The sequence below is a fragment of the Kocuria rosea genome, from assembly GCF_023715525.1.
Lineage (GTDB): Bacteria > Actinomycetota > Actinomycetes > Actinomycetales > Micrococcaceae > Kocuria > Kocuria rosea_A.
Genome location: NZ_JAMBOG010000004.1, coordinates 73,176 through 86,656, shown reverse-complemented (window position 1 = coordinate 86,656; position 13,481 = coordinate 73,176). Strand labels below are relative to the sequence as shown.

Sequence of the window (13,481 nt, the reverse complement as noted above, 5' to 3'; positions counted from 1 at the left end):
TCACCGGCCGCGGGGCCGGTGCTCTGGGTCCAGCTTAGGTCACAGGGATTTCCGGCACGTGACCGACAGCACCTTCGGACGGGTCCTGCGCGCCGTCCGCCGACATCTTCCGGGGCGGCCCCTGCGGTGGGCACGCGCTATGCTGTATAGGACCTTCTCTCGCGCACGCGACCGGTGACCCACGCGCGGCCGCCGCCGTGCCGACGCCGCACCGTCTCCGGGCCGTCCTCGTGCGCGGAGCCGGGGAACACCACCGCAACCGGGAGCAATGATTCTGTGAACTCACTCGAGACGTCGGGCACCGCGGGGCGATCGGCCCTCGGCACCGAGCACGCGGGTGTTGCGGCGGCCCCCCGCCCCGAGGGGCGGATGACGGTCTCCCGGAAGGTGCGGGCCTACGTGGCCCTCATGAAGCCGCGCATCATCGAGCTGCTGCTCGTGGCGACGGTCCCCACGATGGTCTTCGCCCAGCAGGGCATGCCCGACTTCTGGCTGATCCTCAACACGCTCGTGGGCGGCACGCTCGCGGCCGGCGCGGCCGGCGCGTTCAACTGCTACATCGACCGCGACGAGGACCGGGTGATGAAGCGCACCGCCAAGCGCCCGCTCGTCACGGGCGAGGTGGGCGACCGCGAGGCCCTGGTCTTCGCGTGGGTGCTCTCCGCCGTGTCCGTCGCGTGGCTGACCTTGGGCGTCAACGTGCTCGCCGGCGTGCTGGGCGCGGTGGCGATCTTCCTCTACGCGGTCTTCTACTCGATCGTGCTCAAGCGCCGCACGGCCCAGAACATCGTCTGGGGCGGGGTGGCCGGGTGCATGCCCGTGCTCATCGGCTGGGCGGCGGTCACCGGGGGACTGGACTGGCCCGCCCTGATCCTCTTCCTGTTCATCTTCCTCTGGACCCCGCCGCACTACTGGCCGCTGTCCATGAAGTACGCCGAGGACTACTCCCGGGCCGGGGTGCCCATGCTGGGTGCGGTCTCGAGCGCGCGCACGGTGGGCAGCCAGGTGGTCCTCTACGCGTGGGCCACGGCGATCTGCTCGATGCTGCTGGTCCCCGTGGGCGGCGCCGGCTGGGTCTACGCGCTCACGGCCCTGGCCTCGGGCACGTGGTTCGTGTGGCACAGCCACAAGCTGCACGCCCTGGCGGTGGCCGGGCGGCCCACGGACAAGCAGGCGATGTACGTCTTCCACGGCTCGATCGCCTACATCACCTTCGTGTTCTTCGCCCTGGCCGTCGACCCCTTCGTGGGCGGCCCCATCCTCTGAGACCTGCGCCCGCGGCACCGCGTCCACGGCGCCACGGCGGCGCCCGGGCCGGGCGCGGTGCCGCCCCGGTCCTAGGATGGGCCCATGCTGACCATGTCGTTCACCGGGCTCATCGCCTACCCGGTCACCCCGTTCCAGCAGGGTGGGCGGCTGGACCTGGAGTCCCTCGAGCGCTACGTCGGACGGCTGGTCCGTTCGGGCGTGGACGGCGTGGTGGTTCTCGGCAGCTCGGGCAGCTTCGCCTACCTCTCCGCGCAGGAGCGCGCCGAGGTCGTCCGCGTGGCGGTCGGCGCGGCCCACGGCTCCGGCGTGCCCGTGGGGGCCGGCATCTCCGCCATGACCACCCGCGACGTGCTCGAGATGGCCTACGCCGCCGAGAGCGGCGGGGCGGACGGGGTGGTGCTCAACCCGCTGTCCTACATCCCGCTCGTCTCCCAGGAGATCGCGGACCAGGTCGAGACCGTCGCCGCGGCCGTCTCCCTGCCCGTGTGCATCTACAACAACCCGACGACGACGGGCTTCACCTACCCGGTCGAGCTGGCCGCGGAGCTGTCCTGGCTGGAGAACGTGCACGCCTTCAAGGACACCGCGGACTCGCCCGCGGGCTTCGCCGAGCGCCGGCGCCGGTTCGCCGGACTGGCCGCGCCGGGGACCGCCCACGGGGCGAGCGGGGAGCGGCTGATCCACGAGGCGGCCCCGGACACGGCGGCCTGGCACTCCGGGATGGCCGCGGTGCTGCCGCGGCAGTACGCGGCCTTCCGCGCCGCGGTCGTGGACGGGGACGAGGTGGCCGTGCGGATGTGGCAGACCGCCCTGGCCCCGCTGCTGGAGATCCTGCGCCAGGAGCGCCCGCTCAGCTCCCTCTACGCGCTGGCCGAGGTGTGCGGGGTGAGCACGGCCCCGCCCCGCCGGCCCCTGCTGCCGATCCCCTCGCCCAGCCGCCAGCGCCTGGCCGAGGCCGTCGAGGTGCTGCTCGACGAGGCCCCCGAGGACCGTTCCTGACGCGGGCGCCCGGCCGGGTCCGGCGGCCGGCTCAGCGGCCGGCCGCCGCTCCGGTGGCGCGGGCGTCGTCGCCGGCCCGGAGCACCGGGGCGGGGGTGCCGGTCACGGCGAAGCCCTTCTCCACGGCCCGGGCGGCGGCCCAGACGAGGACGGCCGAGCCCACGAGGTGGAGGGCGACCGCCACGACCGGCACGCCGTTGAAGTACTGGTAGTAGCCGATGAGGGCCTGCAGCACGAGCACGGCGAGCACGGCGTTGAGCGCCGAGGCCACGGGCGCGGGCCAGCGCTGCCGCCGGGCCAGGACCAGGCCGACGACCACGGTGACGACGACGAGGTACACCGGCACGGCGTGCGCGCGCGTGATCAGGTAGGCGTCGAAGGTGTGCCGGACGCTGGTGTCGTCCCCGGCGTGCGGGCCGGTGCCGGTCACCAGGGTGCCGAGGTAGAGGACCAGGGTGCTCAGCACGCCGAGGGCCGCCATGAGCGCGCGGACGGTGCGCCGGTGCCCGTAGGCCTGGCCCGGGCGCTCCGCGTCGCGCACGGCCGGCAGGGAGTACCGGCGGGTGCGGTTCACCAGCACGGTGGCGAGGGCGATCATCGCCCCGGAGATGAGGTAGTGGATCCCCACCAGCCACGGGTTGAGCCCGGTCAGGACGGTGATCCCGCCGACCACGGCCTGCAGGGGGATGCCCAGGCCCAGGAGCAGGGCGAGCCGGAAGAGGTCGCGGTGCCGGGCGCGCAGCCGCCACACGGCCAGGAAGGTCAGCACGGCCACGGCGGCGAGCAGGAACGTCAGCAGCCGGTTGCCGAACTCGATCATCCCGTGCGCGCCCATCTCGGCGGTGTTCGTCCAGGACTCGTCGGTGCAGCGGGGCCACGTGGGGCAGCCCAGGCCCGAGCCGGTGAGGCGCACGAGCCCGCCCGTGAGGACGAGCAGGGCGTTGGCCACGAGGGAGGCGACGGCGAGCCACCGCACCCACGGGGTGATCCGGGCCGGCAGCAGGCGGCTGCCGCGCTCGGGGACGTCGACGTCACTGGGGTCGTGGGCGCGGGTCATGGTGTCACTTCCGGAACGGGATCGGGGCGGAGGGCTCGCGGCCCAGTTTATCGGGGTCCGGGGCCGTCCCCGCCCGGGCACCGGCTCAGCTCCAGCGGAACCAGCGCACGGCCCCGGCCCAGGCGGCCGCGCCCCAGCCGGCGAGCACCAGGAGCGGCAGCAGGGAGGGCGCCCCGGTGAGGAACGTCTCGCGCAGGCCCGCGCCGAGGGCCCCGGAGGGCAGCAGGCCCACGAGCCCGGCGGGCCCGGCCGGGAGGGTGGTGGCCGGGAACAGCGTGCCGCCCACGGCCGCGAGCAGCACCCACACGAGGTTCGTCACCGCGAGGGTGGCCTCCGCCCGGACCGTGCCCGCCAGCAGCAGCCCCAGGCCCGTGAAGGTCGCGGCGCCCAGCAGCAGCACCGGGACCGAGAGCAGGACGGCGGCGGGCTCCGGGCGCCAGCCCAGGGCCGCGCCCACGGCGGCGACGAGCACGTACTGGACGACGAGCACCGCGAGGATGGCCAGCAGCTTGCCGGCGATCAGCCCGCCGCGGCCCAGCGGGGTGGTCGAGAGGAACCGCAGCACCCCGTAGCGGCGGTCGAAGCCGGTCTGGATGCCCTGGCCGGAGAACGCGTTGGAGAGCACGCACAGGGCGAGCACCCCCGGCACCGCCACGTCCACGCGGGTGGCGCCCGCGGGGACCACGCCGTCCAGCAGGCCGGTGAGGGTCAGGGCGGCCAGCGCCATGAGCGGCAGGACGACCAGCAGCAGCAGCTGCTCCCCGTTGCGCAGCATCGCCATCGCCTCGAACCGGGCCTGCGCGGCGACGCGGCGGGCCAGGGGGGCGGGCGTGCGGACGGCGGGCGTGGCCGGGGCGGTGGTCGGCGGAGTCATCGGATCTCCCGTCCGGAGATGTCGAGGAAGACGTCCTCGAGGGTGCGCGGCTGCAGGGACAGGGCCTCGGGCATCGTGCCGGTCGTGGTGATCCACCGGGTCACGGCCTCGAGCAGCACGGGGGTCAGGGGGCCGGTCAGCGTCACGGTGCGCTCGGTGCGGGTGGTCTGGATGCCGGCGAACTCCGGCGCGTCCCAGGGGAAGGGACCGGCGCCCACCTGCCCGGGGGCGAGGGTGAGGGCCAGCACGGCCGGGGCGTCCGCCCCGGGGGCGACCAGCTCGGCCACCGAGCCCTGGGCCATGACCCGCCCGTGGTCGACGATGTAGACCTGGTCGGCGAGGCGCTGGGCGTCGTCGAGCAGGTGCGTGGTGAGGATGATGCACACGCCCTCGCGGCGCAGCTGCTGGACCAGGTCGAAGACGATGTTGCGGGACTGCGGGTCCATCCCCGCCGAGGGCTCGTCGAGGAAGACGACCTCCGGGTCGCCCGCGAGCGCCGCCGCCAGGGCCACGCGCTGGCGCTGGCCGCCGGAGAGCCGGCGGACCACGGTGCGGTCGAAGCTCGCGATGCCCAGCCGCTCCACGAGCTCGTCCATGTCCCGGGGGGCGCGGTAGAGGGAGGCGACGTGGCGCAGCAGCTCCAGCGGGCGCACCGCCTGGGGCAGCCCGCCGTCCTGCAGCATCACGCCCACCCGCGCCCGCAGCGCCGGGGAGGCCCGCCACGGGTCCTGCCCGAGCAGCCGGACCGTGCCGGAGGTGGGCCGCTGCAGGCCCTGGGCGCACTCCAGGGTGGTGGTCTTGCCCGCGCCGTTGGGCCCCAGCAGGGCCGTGACCTCGCCGTGGCGGGCGGTCAGGGACAGCCCGTCGACCGCCTGCACCACCTCCGCCCGGGCGGCACCCGGCCCGGGGGCGGGGCGGCGGCGGCGCGCCGGGAACTCCTTGACGAGGCGGTCGATCGACAGCGCTGCCGTCGGCGACGGGGCGGGGGAACTCTGGGCGGGCACCGGACCAGTGTAGTGCGGCGCGCCGGTGCCCCCGCGCCCTTGGTCCGCACCCCCGCAGGGGTTATTATGAGTAAGTCGTCTTTGTGGCCGCCCCGCCCGGTAAGGCAGGGCTTACTGGCAGCGATGGAATGAATAACGACATACTTCGGTTGTGTATTCAGTGCCCCCGGGTGCCACCGCTCCCGCCCGCACCACGACGTTCCTCACCCCCGACCAGGAAGCGCACGGCCCATCCATGACTCAGACCACGGACCCCCGGAGCCGCATCCGCTCCGGCCCGCGGGCGGAGCAGGAGGAGAACACCCGCTCCCGCGTGCTCGGCGCCGTCCTGGAGCACGGGCCGGTCTCCGCCGCCGACCTCGGCGAGATGCTGGAGCTGACCCCGGCCGCCGTGCGCCGCCACCTGGACGCGCTCGAGCAGCAGCACTACATCGAGGTCACCATGGTCCGCCGCCGTGCGGGCGGCGCCGGGCGCCCCGCCCGCCGCTACGTCGTCGCCCCCGAGGGCCACGCCAAGCTCGGCGACGACTACCTCGAGATAGCCACGGACGCCCTGGAGGCGATCCGCCGCGCCGCGGGTCCCGAGGCCGTGCGCGCGTTCATCCAGGAGCGGGTGGACCGGCTCGAGGCCGCCTACCGCCCGGTGGTCGAGGCCGCCGGGGAGGACGTCGCCGACCGCCTGCCCGTGCTCGTGGGGCTGCTGGCCCAGGACGGCTTCGCCGCCTCCACCAACGAGGTGGCCGTGGGCCGCGGGGACCGGCGGACCATCGTCTCCGCCCAGCTGTGCCAGGGCCACTGCCCCGTCCGCGAGCTCGCCGCCCGCTACCCGCAGTTCTGCGAGCTCGAGACCGAGCTGATCGCGCGGCTGCTCGGCACGGACGTCCGCCGCCTGTCCACCCAGGCCGCCGGCGCCCACGTGTGCACCACGCACGTGCCCCTCGCCCGGCCCGCCCCGCGCCCCACCGATTCCCCGATCGCCACAGACCCGACCACGGACCACACCACTGAGGAAGGCCGTCATGACTGAACAGATCGCCAGCGGCAACGACACCGTCATCGCCGACATCCTGGAGAAGAACCCCGAGCTCGAGGGCATCGGCACCTACGAGTACGGCTGGGCCGACCCCGACGTCGCCGGCTCCTCCGCCCGGCGCGGCATCAACGAGGAGGTCGTCCGCGACATCTCGGCCAAGAAGAGCGAGCCCGAGTGGATGACCGAGCTGCGCCTCAAGGGCCTGAAGTTCTTCGACCGCAAGCCCATGCCCACCTGGGGCGCGGACCTGTCCGGGATCGACTTCGACAACATCAAGTACTTCGTGCGCTCCACCGAGAAGCAGGCCCAGTCCTGGGAGGACCTCCCCGAGGACATCCGCAACACCTACGAGAAGCTCGGCATCCCCGAGGCCGAGCGCGGGCGCCTGGTCGCCGGCGTCGCCGCCCAGTACGAGTCCGAGGTGGTCTACCACCAGATCCGCGAGGACCTCGAGGCGCAGGGCGTCATCTTCATGGACACCGACACCGCGCTGCGGGAGCACCCCGAGTTCTTCCAGGAGTACTTCGGCACCGTCATCCCGGTGGGCGACAACAAGTTCGCCGCGCTGAACACCGCCGTGTGGTCGGGCGGCTCCTTCGTCTACGTCCCCAAGGGCGTGCACGTCGAGATCCCGCTGCAGGCCTACTTCCGGATCAACACCGAGAACATGGGCCAGTTCGAGCGGACCCTGATCATCGCGGACGAGGACTCCTACGTCCACTACATCGAGGGCTGCACCGCGCCGATCTACAAGACCGACTCGCTGCACTCCGCCGTCGTTGAGATCATCGTCAAGAAGAACGCCCGCGTGCGCTACACGACCATCCAGAACTGGTCGAACAACGTGTACAACCTCGTCACCAAGCGCGCGATCGCCCACGAGGGCGCCACCATGGAGTGGATCGACGGCAACATCGGCTCGAAGGTCACCCAGAAGTACCCGGCCGTCTACATGACGGGGGAGCACGCTCGCGGGGAGACCCTCTCGATCGCGTTCGCCGGCGAGGGCCAGCACCAGGACACCGGCTCCAAGATGGTGCACATCGCCCCGAACACGTCGTCGTCGATCGTCTCGAAGTCCGTGGCCCGCAACGGCGGCCGCGCCGCCTACCGCGGCCTGGTCCAGGTCCGCGAGGGCGCCCACGGCTCGAAGTCGAACGTGGTCTGCGACGCCCTGCTGGTCGACACGATCTCGCGCTCCGACACCTACCCGTACGTCGACATCCGCGAGGACGACGTCACGATGGGCCACGAGGCGACCGTCTCCCGCGTGTCCGAGGAGCAGCTGTTCTACCTGATGCAGCGCGGCCTGGCCGAGGACGAGGCCATGGCGATGATCGTGCGCGGCTTCGTGGAGCCCATCGCCCGCGAGCTGCCCATGGAGTACGCGCTGGAACTGAACCGCCTCATCGAACTGCAGATGGAAGGATCCGTTGGCTGACATGCCCAAGCTGAACGAAACGATTCGCAACGCCGCGGAGGCCGCGGCCTCCGCGGCCACCACCGTGGCCGAGAAGGCCGTGGAGACGGCCAAGGACGTCCTCGCGGAGAAGGTCGACGGGGTCCCCGTCGGCGACCGCCGCGTGGCCATCCCCGGGATGGACCAGGAGGGCGAGCGCCTCGCCCGGGACAAGGTCGAGAACGACACCCTCGTGCGGGAGTCCGCCCGCGGCGGCAGCGCCGAGGGCCCGGACTCCTCCCGCGCCGGGCGCCACACCTCCTACGACGTGGCGGACTTCGCGCCGCTGACGGGCCGGGAGGAGGACTTCCGGTTCACCCCGCTCAAGCGGCTCAAGGGCCTGCACGCCGACGCCCTCACCGGCCCGGCGCCCGCCGTCGTGGTGGACGCGCCCGCCCCCGTGCGCGTGGAGACCGTGGGCCGCGACGACGCCCGCGTGGGCTCCGCCGGCATCCCCGAGGACCGGGTCTCCGCGAACGCGTGGAGCTCCTTCGCCGAGGCCACCGTGGTGACCGTGCCCCAGGAGGCCTCGATCGAGGCCCCGGTCCTCGTCGACATCCAGGGCTCCGACGCCACCCCGGCGGCCCAGCACCTGGTGATCGACGCCGAGCCGTTCTCCCGGGCGCTCGTGGTCCTGCGCCACCACGGCTCCGCCGTGCTCTCGCAGAACGTCGAGTTCCGGGTGGGCGACTCCGCCAGCCTCACCGTCGTGACCCTCCAGGAGTGGGACGACGACGCCGTGCACGCCTCCGCCCAGCAGGCGCTCCTCGGCCGCGGCGCCGCGTTCAAGCACGTCCTGGTCTCCCTCGGCGGCAGCCTCGTGCGCGTCACCCCCTCCACCCGCTTCGGCGCCCCCGGCGCCTCGGTGGAGATGTACGGGCTGACCTTCGTGGACGCCGGCCAGCACCTGGAGTCCCGGCTGTTCGTGGACCACTCCCAACCCAACTGCACCTCGCGGGTGACCTACAAGTCCGCGCTGCAGGGCGAGAACGCGCACGGCGTGTGGGTGGGCGACGTCCTGATCCGCGCCACCGCGGAGGGCACCGACACCTACGAGCTCAACCGCAACCTGATCCTCGGCGACGGCCCCCGGATGGACTCGGTGCCGAACCTGGAGATCGAGACCGGCCTCATCGCCGGCGCCGGCCACGCCTCCACCACGGGGCAGCTGGACGACGAGCACCTGTACTACCTCATGTCCCGGGGCATCCCCGAGGACGAGGCGCGCCGGCTCGTGGTCCGCGGCTTCCTCTTCGAGATCCTCCAGCAGATCGGCGTCGAGGACATCGAGGCCCGGCTGCGCCAGGCCGTCGAGGACGAGCTCGCCTCCGCGAACCACTGACCTTTCCCGCACTCTTTTCGACCACAGGAGAACCATTCATGGCAACTCTCGAGATCAAGGACCTGCACGCGTCCGTCGTGCTCGACGACGAGACGACGAAGCCGATCCTCAAGGGCGTCAACCTGACCATCAACTCGGGCGAGGTCCACGCCATCATGGGCCCCAACGGCTCCGGCAAGTCCACCCTGGCCTCCACCATCGCGGGCCACCCCAAGTACGTCGTCGACTCCGGCGAGGTCCTCCTCGACGGCGAGAACGTCCTGGAGATGTCCGTCGACGAGCGCGCCCGCGCCGGCCTGTTCCTGGCCATGCAGTACCCGGTCGAGATCCCCGGGGTGACGACCTCCAACTTCCTGCGCACCGCCAAGACGGCGATCGACGGCGAGGCCCCCTCGCTGCGCACCTGGACCAAGGACGTCAAGGCGGCCATGGAGCAGCTGAAGATCGCCCCCGAGATGATCCAGCGCAACGTCAACGAGGGCTTCTCCGGCGGCGAGAAGAAGCGCCACGAGATCCTCCAGCTCGAGCTGCTCAAGCCCAAGGTGGCCCTGCTCGACGAGACCGACTCCGGCCTCGACGTCGACGCCCTCAAGGTCGTCTCCGAGGGCGTCAACCGCGCCCTGGAGAACAACGACATGGGCGTCATGCTCATCACCCACTACACCCGCATCCTGCGCTACATCAAGCCGCAGTTCGTGCACGTGTTCGCCGACGGCCGCGTCGTCGACGAGGGCGGGCCCGAGCTCGCCGACCGGCTCGAGGAAGAGGGCTACGACCGCTACCTGGCCCAGGCCAAGTAAGCCCGTCCCCGCTTCTCGCACCCCGCGAAAGGAGGCCAGCCATGGCCGAAACCCCCGCTGAGACGACTGCCGCGCAGCCCGACGAGGCCCCTGCGGGCCGGATCTCCCAGGAGGAGATCGAGGACGCGCTGATGAACGTCATCGACCCCGAGCTCGGCGTCAACATCGTGGACCTGGGCCTGCTCTACGGCAGCAGGTGGGCCGAGGACGGCGCCCTGGTGCTCGACATGACCCTCACCACCGCCGCCTGCCCGCTGCAGGACGTCATCGAGGACCAGGTCGAGCAGAACCTGGGCCCCATGATCGACGAGTGGCGCGTGAACTGGGTCTGGATGCCGCCGTGGGGTCCCGAGCGGATCACCGAGGACGGCCGCGACCAGATGCGCGCCCTGGGCTTCAACATCTGACCGGCCCTCCTCGCAGCGGCGGCGCCCCGCCCACCTCTCGAGGTGGGCGGGGCGCCGCCGCTTCTTTTTCCGGCTTCTGCTCCCCGCCCGGGCTCCGGCTCCTACACTGACGCCATGGGACAGTCCCTGCTGTTCGGCGTCGTCGCCTCCAGCGCCCTCGTCATCGGGGCGCTGATCGGGGTGCGCTTCGAGCTGCCGAAGCGCGTGCTGGCGATCCTGCTGTCCTTCGCCGCCGGGGCCCTCATCACCGCGCTGGCCTTCGAGCTGTTCGAGGACGCCTACGAGCAGGGCGGGATCTGGCGCGCCGTCATCGGGCTGTTCGCCGGTGCCGTGGTCTTCACGGCCCTCAGCGCTCTGCTGGACCGGTGGGCGCAGCCCGGCCGCGGCTCCCGGGACGCCGAGAAGCAGCAGGGCAGCGCCAAGCTGGACCCGGACGCCGCCTCCACCGAGCACGCCCCGACGGCCGCGTCCGCGCGGGGTGCCGCCGGACTGGCCCTGCTGGCGGCCGTCACCCTCGATGGCGTGCCGGAGAACGTGGCGCTGGGCGTCGCCCTGGGCGAGGGGACCGGCGGGCTGGCCCTGCTGGCGGCCATCTTCGTCTCCAACTTCCCCGAGGCGCTGGTGGGATCGGCGTCGATGCGCGAGCAGGGCATGGCCAGCGGCAAGGCCGTCGGGCTGTGGCTGGTGTGCGCCGTGCTGCTGGCCGCCGCCGTGGTGGTCGGGGCGGGCCCCCTCTCCAGCAGCGACCCCGCGACGATCTCCGTGCCGCTGGCCTTCGCCGCCGGGGCGGTGATCGCCTCGCTGGCGGACACCCTGATGCCGGAGGCCTACGAGCACGGCGGGCCGGCGGTGGCGCTGAGCACGGCCGCGGGCTTCGTGCTGTCGTTCGCGCTGTCGCTGGCCTGAACCGCCGCACCCGCCCGGCGGCCTCGCGGAGGCCGCCGGCCCGGGCGGGAAGCGGTCCGCGGGATCAGATGAACGGGCTGGCCGGATCGGGCGGCAGGGGCGGCATGTCCGAAGGCATGGCGAGGTCCCAGGTGTGGATCGAGACGGGGATCCCCCGCGAGATGAACAGGACGCTGGTGTCCCCGTCCTCGTCCACCAGCGCCAGCTCCGACGCGCGATCGTCGGCGAGCGCCTGGCGGATCTCCTCCCGGTAACGCCCGAATTCCTCGTCGGGGATGTGGTGCTGCTGGCCGGCGTAGTTGATGTGCGCCATGCGGCGGTCTCCTGTCGGATCGGCTGCGGGTCCGTCCCGCGGGCTGGTCCCAACGTACTGGAGTGTGACGAACGCACACGCTCCTCGGCGGTGCATAACGGATCATGACTGCACCGCTCCGGTGGGCCGGCCCCGCGGTCGTCGGCGGAGCGCCGGCCGCGGCCGTGCGCCCGGCGTCCCGTCGCGGCCGGTGGGCGAGCAGTCCCTGACACATTCGGCGCGGAGCCCGGCGTGCGCGGGCACTGCCGCGGCCTTCGCGCGGGGCGCCGAGGCCGGTCCCCGGGTGTCCTCCGCCGTTCCGCCGGTCTGACGTGCGACGACGCCGCGCCCCGGGCCCGAGCCGTCCTGAGCGCCCGGGACCGTGGGACCCGGCCGGTGGGACGGGCCGCCGAAGTGATGGACAGCACCCGTCCCGCAATGTTGAACTGGCAACGGTCAGCCCCGCGGCTGGCACGAGCTCGTGCGGTTTCCCGACGGGGGCGGACCGCAGGGCCGACCGAGGAGGAGAGTCCCATGGAGCCCTGGATCTGGATCGTGGTGGCCGTCGCCGTGCTGGCGGTCATCGTCGTGGCGCTGGTCGGGACCCGCAAGAAGAAGGAGCGCCACGCCGTGGCGCAGCGCGAGAACCGGCAGCGCGCCGCCGACCTCCGCGGCCGCAGCCAGGAGGAGTCCCTCGCGGCCCGCGAGCGCAAGGCGGACGCCGACGCGGCCCTGGCCGAGGCCGAGAAGGCCCGCATCGAGGCCGACCGCCTCGAGCAGGACGCCCGGCGGCGGGCCGAGGAGGCCGACCGGGTCCGCCAGGAGGCGGAGAGCCACCGGCAGGAGGCCGCGGCGCTCGACCCGGACGGGGAGGACTCCGGGTCCGACGGCGGGCCCGGGCGGGACCGTGACGTCCGGCCCGAGCGGGACTCCGGGCCCCAGGACCGTCCCCGCGGCTGACCCCGGGCGCACCGCGCCCGCGGACGTGCCGCGCTGTCAGACGTGCCGAGCCGTCAGACGTGCCGAGTCCCCAGGACGGTCGCGATTCCCCGGCCACGATCGTGGGGAGCTGCGCCGGTCCCGGGAACTCGGCGTGGAACGGGGTGGGCGGGGTCAGAACGCCGGAGGGTTGTCCAGGTCCCGCACCGAGAAGGTGTCGCACTGGTTGATGTCGCCGGTCCGGTACCCGGCGTAGAACCACAGCTGGCGCTGGCGGGACGTGCCGTGCGTGAACGCCTCGGGGTTGACCCGGCCCTGGGTGGTGGCCTGGATGCGGTCGTCGCCGATCACCTCGGCGGCGTTGAGCGCCTGCTCGAGCTGCTCGGGGGTGACCTCCTCCAGCCGGACGGCCCCGGACGTGCCGCCCGAGGCGCCGTGGGCCCACAGCCCGGCGAGGCAGTCGGCCTGCAGCTCCACGCGCACCGCCCCGGAGTCCGCTCCCTGCGGGTCCCGCTGGGCGTAGCCGAGGGTGCCGATCTGGTTCTGGATGTGGTGGCCGAACTCGTGGGCCAGCACGTACTCCTCGGCGAGCGGGCCGCCCTCGGCCCCGAACTGGGTCTGCAGCTCGTCGAAGAACCCGACGTCCAGGTACACGGTCTCGTCCGCGGGGCAGTAGAACGGGCCCACGGCCGAGGACGCCGCACCGCACCCGGTGCCCGTCCGCCCCTCGAACAGCGAGACGTCCGGCAGGACGTACCGCTCGCCCGTGGTGGCCGGCAGGTACTCCTCCCAGAACTGGTCGAGGCTCTGGGCCGTGGCGATCATCCGGCAGTCCGTGTACTGGTTGGCGTCCTCGCCCGTCCGGCAGCGCTCGGCGCGCTCCTGCTGCACGGAGCTCTGGGCGCCGGTGTCCTGCCCGCCGCCCCCGCCGCCGGTGAGGGCGTCGATGCCGTCCTGGCCGAAGAGCAGGCCCACGACGAGCAGCAGCAGGGTGCCGCCGATGCCGCCGCCCACGGCGACGCCGCGCCCGCCGCCGCCCACGCGACCGGCGTCGAGCTGGGAGTTGTTGTCGAAGCTCATGCGTGAAGTGTAAGCCGTCT

General features: G+C 73.1%; 14 protein-coding genes. 9 read left to right on the top strand and 5 right to left on the bottom strand.

What is annotated here, in order from left to right; translation table 11 throughout:
- The first annotated feature begins 369 nt into the window (after positions 1-369).
- Positions 370-1,266, top strand: coding sequence for a heme o synthase (locus M3185_RS04035; RefSeq protein WP_251332499.1), 897 nt, complete (start codon positions 370-372; stop codon positions 1,264-1,266).
- A gap of 84 nt (positions 1,267-1,350) precedes the next feature.
- Entirely contained in the window at positions 1,351-2,268 is a 918-nt protein-coding gene (locus tag M3185_RS04030) for a dihydrodipicolinate synthase family protein (protein ID WP_251332391.1), read from the top strand.
- A gap of 31 nt (positions 2,269-2,299) precedes the next feature.
- Here the strand turns inward: M3185_RS04030 and M3185_RS04025 are convergent, their stop codons facing one another.
- The 3 genes from M3185_RS04025 to M3185_RS04015 form a co-directional block, all read right to left on the bottom strand.
- Positions 2,300-3,325 carry a COX15/CtaA family protein gene (locus M3185_RS04025; RefSeq protein ID WP_251332390.1) on the bottom strand — a complete coding sequence of 342 codons (1,026 nt, stop codon included), beginning with the start codon at positions 3,323-3,325 and terminating at the stop codon, positions 2,300-2,302.
- A gap of 85 nt (positions 3,326-3,410) precedes the next feature.
- Positions 3,411-4,199, bottom strand: a complete 789-nt coding sequence (locus M3185_RS04020; RefSeq protein ID WP_251332389.1) for an ABC transporter permease — start codon at positions 4,197-4,199, stop codon at positions 3,411-3,413.
- On the bottom strand, positions 4,196-5,203 hold the full coding sequence (locus tag M3185_RS04015; protein ID WP_251332388.1) for an ABC transporter ATP-binding protein: 1,008 nt from the start codon (positions 5,201-5,203) through the stop codon (positions 4,196-4,198). Before M3185_RS04015 ends, M3185_RS04020 begins: the two co-directional genes overlap by 4 nt.
- Positions 5,204-5,438: 235 nt before the next feature.
- On the opposite strand from M3185_RS04015, the gene M3185_RS04010 reads away from it, so the two are divergent.
- The 6 genes from M3185_RS04010 to M3185_RS03985 all read left to right on the top strand — a co-directional run bounded on the left by M3185_RS04010 (position 5,439) and on the right by M3185_RS03985 (position 11,150).
- Positions 5,439-6,230, top strand: coding sequence for a helix-turn-helix transcriptional regulator (locus M3185_RS04010; RefSeq protein ID WP_251332387.1), 792 nt, complete (start codon positions 5,439-5,441; stop codon positions 6,228-6,230).
- Entirely contained in the window at positions 6,223-7,677 is a 1,455-nt protein-coding gene (gene sufB / locus M3185_RS04005) for a Fe-S cluster assembly protein SufB (RefSeq protein ID WP_251332386.1), read from the top strand. Before M3185_RS04010 ends, sufB begins: the two co-directional genes overlap by 8 nt.
- 157 nt (positions 7,678-7,834) lie before the next feature.
- Positions 7,835-9,037 (top strand): Fe-S cluster assembly protein SufD, encoded by a 1,203-nt coding sequence (gene sufD / locus M3185_RS04000; protein WP_251332498.1) that lies wholly within the window; start codon positions 7,835-7,837, stop codon positions 9,035-9,037.
- A 38-nt stretch (positions 9,038-9,075) separates the two neighbouring features.
- Positions 9,076-9,837: a Fe-S cluster assembly ATPase SufC gene (gene sufC, locus M3185_RS03995; RefSeq protein ID WP_251332385.1), complete on the top strand. Its 762-nt coding sequence runs from the start codon at positions 9,076-9,078 to the stop codon at positions 9,835-9,837.
- A 41-nt stretch (positions 9,838-9,878) separates the two neighbouring features.
- The gene (locus M3185_RS03990; protein ID WP_251332384.1) at positions 9,879-10,244 is read left to right on the top strand and encodes a metal-sulfur cluster assembly factor; all 366 of its coding nucleotides are present in this window, start codon (positions 9,879-9,881) and stop codon (positions 10,242-10,244) included.
- Between the two features lie 114 nt (positions 10,245-10,358).
- On the top strand, positions 10,359-11,150 hold the full coding sequence (locus M3185_RS03985) for a ZIP family metal transporter (RefSeq protein ID WP_251332383.1): 792 nt from the start codon (positions 10,359-10,361) through the stop codon (positions 11,148-11,150).
- A 64-nt stretch (positions 11,151-11,214) separates the two neighbouring features.
- Here the strand turns inward: M3185_RS03985 and M3185_RS03980 are convergent, their stop codons facing one another.
- Positions 11,215-11,463 (bottom strand): hypothetical protein, encoded by a 249-nt coding sequence (locus tag M3185_RS03980; protein WP_251332382.1) that lies wholly within the window; start codon positions 11,461-11,463, stop codon positions 11,215-11,217.
- 513 nt (positions 11,464-11,976) lie between these two features.
- Between M3185_RS03980 and M3185_RS03975 the strand changes: the two genes are divergently transcribed.
- Complete coding sequence (locus M3185_RS03975; protein WP_251332381.1) at positions 11,977-12,402, top strand: hypothetical protein; 426 nt, start codon at positions 11,977-11,979, stop codon at positions 12,400-12,402.
- A gap of 153 nt (positions 12,403-12,555) precedes the next feature.
- Here the strand turns inward: M3185_RS03975 and ypfJ are convergent, their stop codons facing one another.
- Positions 12,556-13,461: a KPN_02809 family neutral zinc metallopeptidase gene (gene ypfJ / locus M3185_RS03970; protein ID WP_251332380.1), complete on the bottom strand. Its 906-nt coding sequence runs from the start codon at positions 13,459-13,461 to the stop codon at positions 12,556-12,558.
- Positions 13,462-13,481 lie beyond the last annotated feature (20 nt).